7 protein-coding genes are annotated in these 5,330 nt (G+C 39.3%); 5 read left to right on the top strand and 2 right to left on the bottom strand.

All coding sequences use genetic code 11. The features are described from left to right. Positions 1-162: 162 nt before the first annotated feature. Together G1O98_RS36590 and G1O98_RS36585 are read right to left on the bottom strand one after the other, a co-directional pair. A complete protein-coding gene (locus tag G1O98_RS36590; protein ID WP_163939146.1) occupies positions 163-351 on the bottom strand; it encodes a hypothetical protein in 189 nt (62 codons plus the stop codon). A gap of 149 nt (positions 352-500) precedes the next feature. After that, on the bottom strand, positions 501-1,142 hold the full coding sequence (locus G1O98_RS36585; protein WP_163939144.1) for a hypothetical protein: 642 nt from the start codon (positions 1,140-1,142) through the stop codon (positions 501-503). A 340-nt stretch (positions 1,143-1,482) separates the two neighbouring features. On the opposite strand from G1O98_RS36585, the gene G1O98_RS36580 reads away from it, so the two are divergent. From G1O98_RS36580 to G1O98_RS36560, 5 genes are all read left to right on the top strand, one after another. After that, a complete protein-coding gene (locus tag G1O98_RS36580) occupies positions 1,483-1,779 on the top strand; it encodes a hypothetical protein (RefSeq protein WP_163939142.1) in 297 nt (98 codons plus the stop codon). Positions 1,780-2,106: 327 nt separating this feature from the next. Continuing rightward, the gene (locus tag G1O98_RS36575; protein ID WP_163939140.1) at positions 2,107-2,580 is read left to right on the top strand and encodes a hypothetical protein; all 474 of its coding nucleotides are present in this window, start codon (positions 2,107-2,109) and stop codon (positions 2,578-2,580) included. 204 nt (positions 2,581-2,784) lie between these two features. Continuing rightward, entirely contained in the window at positions 2,785-3,981 is a 1,197-nt protein-coding gene (locus G1O98_RS36570; protein WP_163939138.1) for a family 10 glycosylhydrolase, read from the top strand. A 540-nt stretch (positions 3,982-4,521) separates the two neighbouring features. Beyond that, positions 4,522-4,761 (top strand): hypothetical protein, encoded by a 240-nt coding sequence (locus tag G1O98_RS36565; RefSeq protein ID WP_163939136.1) that lies wholly within the window; start codon positions 4,522-4,524, stop codon positions 4,759-4,761. Then, positions 4,758-5,216: an HNH endonuclease gene (locus G1O98_RS36560; RefSeq protein WP_163939133.1), complete on the top strand. Its 459-nt coding sequence runs from the start codon at positions 4,758-4,760 to the stop codon at positions 5,214-5,216. Before G1O98_RS36565 ends, G1O98_RS36560 begins: the two co-directional genes overlap by 4 nt. Positions 5,217-5,330 lie beyond the last annotated feature (114 nt).

The raw sequence follows: 5,330 nt of genomic DNA, 5'->3' as shown, positions 1-5,330 counted from the left end.
CAGCACGGAAATACACCCACTGACTTACTGATTCTCCAACGGTACGACCCCAAACAAAATTTTGTGAACCGCAGATAGGACATGGCGTTTCTTGTGGGCTAAGGTTTTCGTGATTCGGTTGGTTGTTCATGAGCTTCCCCCAATAAATTCTGAGTGCAATCTTTAGCAGCTATTGGGCCAAAGTGTGATTGCGATCGCTTGAGATTGAATTACCGATTTTTCCAACTGAGTGATAATTCTATTTCCAGCAATCATCACTGTAAAAGACTTTATGTTGTCCGTTGGGTAAAAATCTCGCGCACCATCCGTTTCTAACACGCCATCTGTTAACAGCAAATACAAAACAGACACACAGACCACTAGAGTTCTAGAAAATAGATTTAATTGGTAGGTAAATTGTATGGTTTACGCAGTGGTGGTTCTCCTCCAGTCATAAGAGTAACTGAATCTTCAGCTTCCTCACCTACAGACCACCACCCAGCTACGATTGTTTTATCAGTCTACGCCAATAGTTGCAGCTTGGGCAAAGTCTCCTTGATTTCTAACGCACCGGCAGCAAAACATGACCAAAATCTAACTTCAGCTTCAGTATCATCCAATCCTTGGATAATTACATTCACTGCTGGCTGATATAAATTTTCTGGTAACTCATGAGAGAGCTTATTGCCAATTCCTTCTAATGCTTGCGCTCTAACAAAAGGAGCCTCAGCAATGTTTGCTGCTACTTCGGTCAGCGTACTAATAACTTCCTGATTTCCTTGGTAATTCGACAGAAAAGAGATTGCATACACCACACTATTTCGCTGTATGGGATCAGAACTAGTAGACAGAATAGACAACAAAGATTTTAGGTGCTTCTCAGTAGCGATGAGGCTGAGGGAAGTTGCTGCTTGCATCCATAATTCACGACGTTGACCAGACAAAGTACGAATAAGGGCATCAGCGTCTCGCTCATCACCGACTCTTCCGACTAACCAACAAGCTGTCTGTGCTTTCTCAAAGTCAAGGGTATCAATCCAATTACCACTACGGGAAGCGAACCCTAGTCTTTCAAGTGTCTCGATCTCACCTACTGCTTCTGGAAATTGATTTTTGACTTCTTGAAGATTCATAGATTGGGGTAAATTGACATTAGCTGCCATTTTAAAGATGTTAGAGCAAATATCTCACAAAAAAGCGGGAAATCTCCGAAATCATTGACAAGATAAGATTACGGCTAAGTTGTGGGAGAAAGCTGCTAGACAGATAGATAGAATAGATAAATGTTGATGTTTGAATTGGTAAGGGTGTAAAAGCCCAATCAGACCAAGCTTATTGTTGGTGCATTGGGTTTTGCGAGTTAACATCCCAGCGCACCCAACCCCAATGACCAATATGTGCGATCGCACAAAGTGTGGAATTTTGCTTATTGGCTAGATATAAAATCTGGTTCTCAGGTATTGCATGAAATACAGTACATTTTTTCTACTTTTGTACGCCGAAGTGTCAAGTCTTAAGGAAGCTGAAGAACTTTTGCAGGCGATAACGCCCCAAATCCAAGCGCACACTCTGTTTGAAGTACAAGACATATCACAATACTACAAGATTTCCGAATATTACGGTATTAACTTAGACTTATATCCACAAAGTGACCCACTAACTGCTTTTGATGGTCTAGTACTCTGCGGGGCTTCAGGCTGGACTTTTACTACAGAACACGATGGTGTGTGGAACCCTCAACCTGGTGTGGTATTTCTGTCACCTTTGGTTAGATGGGCGAACTTGGCACTATGGATGTAAGTACCCAAAAGCAATGATGTCGTCAAATGACATAGTAGGAGTGTACTGCCTGTTCTAAGCGATCGCTTTCAAAGCGAGTTTTAGTTCATCGCCTAAGAGCAATCGATTTTCACGGGTGATTGCTGAAAATCATGGAAAGGTGGGCTATTGGGGTGATGAGTGGCGTGTTGATGGGAAATCTGTTGCGAAGATTCGGTTTGGAAGTTTTTGTGTTAGAAAAGCTACTGCTGAGGGAAAACTGAAAACAAGACCCTGTGTTAAATAAACTAAGAGGATTCATATTACAAATTATCGAGGTTTTATTGTTAGTCAGCAACCTCAATCAAGATGAAAGTATTACCCGACAATAGCTTTACGATTTTGACACCTGATGCCCTGCCTATAGTCCTGGAACGGCTGAATGCACAAGTTGAACCGACAAAAGTATTTAGATTCTCTAAGAAACACCTCCCTTATCAAGGAACTATTTCGGAATCAGGGTTTCAAATCAGTCGGATAATTCACTATCGGAACTCGTTTTTACCAGTGATTCGAGGACGCTTTGAAGTAGAATCTCACCAAACCTTGATTCATGTACAAATGAGGATACATCCTTTTGTGATGGCATTTTTAGGATTCTGGTTTTTACTCTGGTATGGTGCAGTCATTCCTATAGCGCTGACAGGGGCTATGCCTAATTATATGGTTGCACTATTTGTAGGAATGCCTATATTGATGCTGATTATATTTGGTGTAGCTTTTTGGTCAGAAGCAAATCGCAGCCGTCGTGAATTGGCTCAAATTCTTGAGGGGCAAGTATAGTTACAGCGCTTCCGGCTATTATGCAATACAGTTTTTCTCCTTGCCCCCTCCTATCAAAGCTTTCAGATTTTAGGATGTACCTCATAGCTGCCGGAAGTGCTGTATCGATTAACGATTTTGGTAGGATTCAAGCTTTCAAATCTATTCTTATATACCGATAAGACAGTCAGGGGTATATTGTCAAAAACTAAATTGGAGTTTTAGATGCCGAGTCAAAAGAAAGAGCCAAGCGGATGTGGATGCTCAAATATTCCGATCTCTATAATCCTAATTATCTTAGGAGGTGGTTATTGGTGGTTTAGTCAGAGAGGATATTTAGAAATAAGCAAGTTTTTAGATAATAGTAAGAAGATAAATATACATATTTTTAATCCCGCTATAACTAGCTCTCCAACTATTACTCCAACTGCTTCTATAGCTCCGTCAGTTTCGGCAAAAATTACTCCAACATCATCTTCTAACAACAATAAAATTTTCCCAAAAGTAATCCTAAAAGAAAAAATCCAATTGCCTCAAACGCCTTGGGAAAAGAAAGTAATTAGAGGAATTTATTTAACTCGCTATCAAGTTACCAATAATGCTGACGAACAAACGATTCGTGAAAGAGTTCGTTACTATCGCTCTCAAGGAATTAATACAATTATTCACGGAGTTTGGGGCAATGGTTGTACGATGTATAATAGTGAAGCTATGCAGCAAAGCTTTGGGTATAGAAGTTGTCCAAACCAGTTTCAAGACCAATGGTTAAATTGGTTAATAGATGAAGCACATAAGCAAGGGATGCAAGTTCATGCTTACTTCGAGAAGGGAATTAAAATAGATAAGAATAGCCCGATTTTTGATTTAGCGATTAATCGGAAATGGATTGTTCCAGGAGTGGATAAAACCTACTCTGGAATTGATCATTATGTACTGGATGTGGAAATTCCTGAAGTTGCTAATCTTTTTAAAAATATATTAGTAGAGTTTGTCAAGAAATATCCAACTATCGATGCAGTTCAATGGGATGATTATTTAGGTTATTATGCTGAATTACCTGGGAAATTTGACCGGACTGAAAATTTAACCCGATTTGTGCAACAGATGGTAACTTCTGTGAAAAAAGCTAATAAATCGGTGAGTTTTGATATTTGCCATCATAACCCATATTGGGCTAAAAAATATTTTGCGGCTGATTGGGAAAAATGGGGTGTAGATCGTGTATTTATTCAAGCTTATAATGATAGTAATTTTGTTGAAGAATTAAATTACGCTCAAAAATATGCTGGAGTTGCAATTACAGATCGGCAGCTTGGGCGTTTAAAAGAATTAGTTGATAACCCAAAAATTAAAAGTATCTTAGTTTTTCCGTTTTCGGGAAACCCAGAAAAAACAGCTTCTAGCTTGAAAAACTCGCTTTGAACTGGGATAGATTTTCTATTGGGGGACAATAGCTGGACTGGTGAAAGGGAGGTATATACTGGATACGCTAGGAATATGCGTTTTTACAGAATATAGCGCAATATTTCTCAAGAAGCTTCGATTACTCACAACAGGCAGATGGTTCACCATTGGGCGCAGCTGTAAATCTGACTTCTACCGTGCAATATAAAACTGCCCTAGATGAAAGCTAGAGCAGTTTTGATAGAAGTAAATTATATAGGAGACAATTAGCGTTGTCCCCAGTTTATCCATAATAGATACCGTTATATAATACTATTCACCTCAAGTTTCGTGCTTTACGCAAAAAACGAATAATCTTGAAGTTGGCATTACAAAGGTTAGAAATCAGCACAAGCTAGCGTATTACAGACGGCATCCGCGAACTTGAGCTTCTTCCTTGCGGAAAAAGACAAGTCTACCGCATTACCTTTTATCAACTGGCATTCAAAATAAAGCAGGTAAGGAAGATTCGCTGTTAAAATACCACCAGTCCGCTAAATTAAACGAGACATACAGCTTATGATTACTCAAATGATGGTTCAACCCTCATTCTGGGTAGATTCTGGAATCAAACTCAGTAAAGTTAGGGACATACATTTGTTTAAGTTTACTGAAGAATTACAGTCTCGACTCGAAGAATTGTCTGAGAAAAAGAAAGCTGGATTGCTAACCACAGAAGAAGATGCTGAATTGGCAGGCATATTGGAACTGGATAGAATTTTTACCTTGCTTAATGCCAAAATCATTTCTGAATCATGACAGTTAATGATGCGACCAAAAAATTAGTCAGACAAAGAGCAAAATTTCTTTGTGAATACTGTCATTCTTCAGAAGAAGCAAGTGCTGCTCTATTTTCTATTGACCATATTGTACCCCAGTCTCTTAAGGGTTCGGATGAACCTGATAATCTGGCATTAGCCTGTCAGCGTTGTAATGGATACCGCTACAATTTCACGACTGGAATTGATCCATATACAGGTCAGATGCTACCTCTGTTTAATCCACGTCAGCAAAAGTGGTCAGACCACTTTATTTGGTCAGCAGATGGTCTAAAAATTATTGGAATTAGTTCTGTAGGACGAGCTACAAGTAATCGTTTAGACCTCAATGATGAACGTCATAATGAAGGCTCTATTGTCAAAGCTCGTCGTCTTTGGCTCAAAGGTGGTTGGCATCCACCGGATGAAGATCCACGACAAGTAAAAGAGTTTTGATTTGCAATTTCTTTAACTGTAGAAGTGCATCACTCAACCCGGATTTCTCACAAAGCCTGAAAAAAGAAGAGTCAAAAACTGCCAAAATGACTAATATACCTGAATTCCAGCAGT

The sequence above is a fragment of the Nostoc sp. UIC 10630 genome (assembly GCF_010747425.1).
In the GTDB taxonomy this organism is placed as follows: domain Bacteria; phylum Cyanobacteriota; class Cyanobacteriia; order Cyanobacteriales; family Nostocaceae; genus Nostoc.
The sequence above is the reverse complement of the archived record's forward strand: the minus strand, read 5'-3'. Positions and strand labels throughout refer to the sequence as shown.

Coding starts and splice junctions, on each gene's coding strand:
- G1O98_RS36570 (WP_163939138.1), top strand. CDS start 2,785: ATGCCGAGTCAAAAGAAAGAGCCAAGCGGATGTGGATGCTCAAATATT.
- G1O98_RS36585 (WP_163939144.1), bottom strand. CDS start 1,142: ATGGCAGCTAATGTCAATTTACCCCAATCTATGAATCTTCAAGAAGTC.
- G1O98_RS36575 (WP_163939140.1), top strand. CDS start 2,107: ATGAAAGTATTACCCGACAATAGCTTTACGATTTTGACACCTGATGCC.
- G1O98_RS36565 (WP_163939136.1), top strand. CDS start 4,522: ATGATTACTCAAATGATGGTTCAACCCTCATTCTGGGTAGATTCTGGA.
- G1O98_RS36560 (WP_163939133.1), top strand. CDS start 4,758: ATGACAGTTAATGATGCGACCAAAAAATTAGTCAGACAAAGAGCAAAA.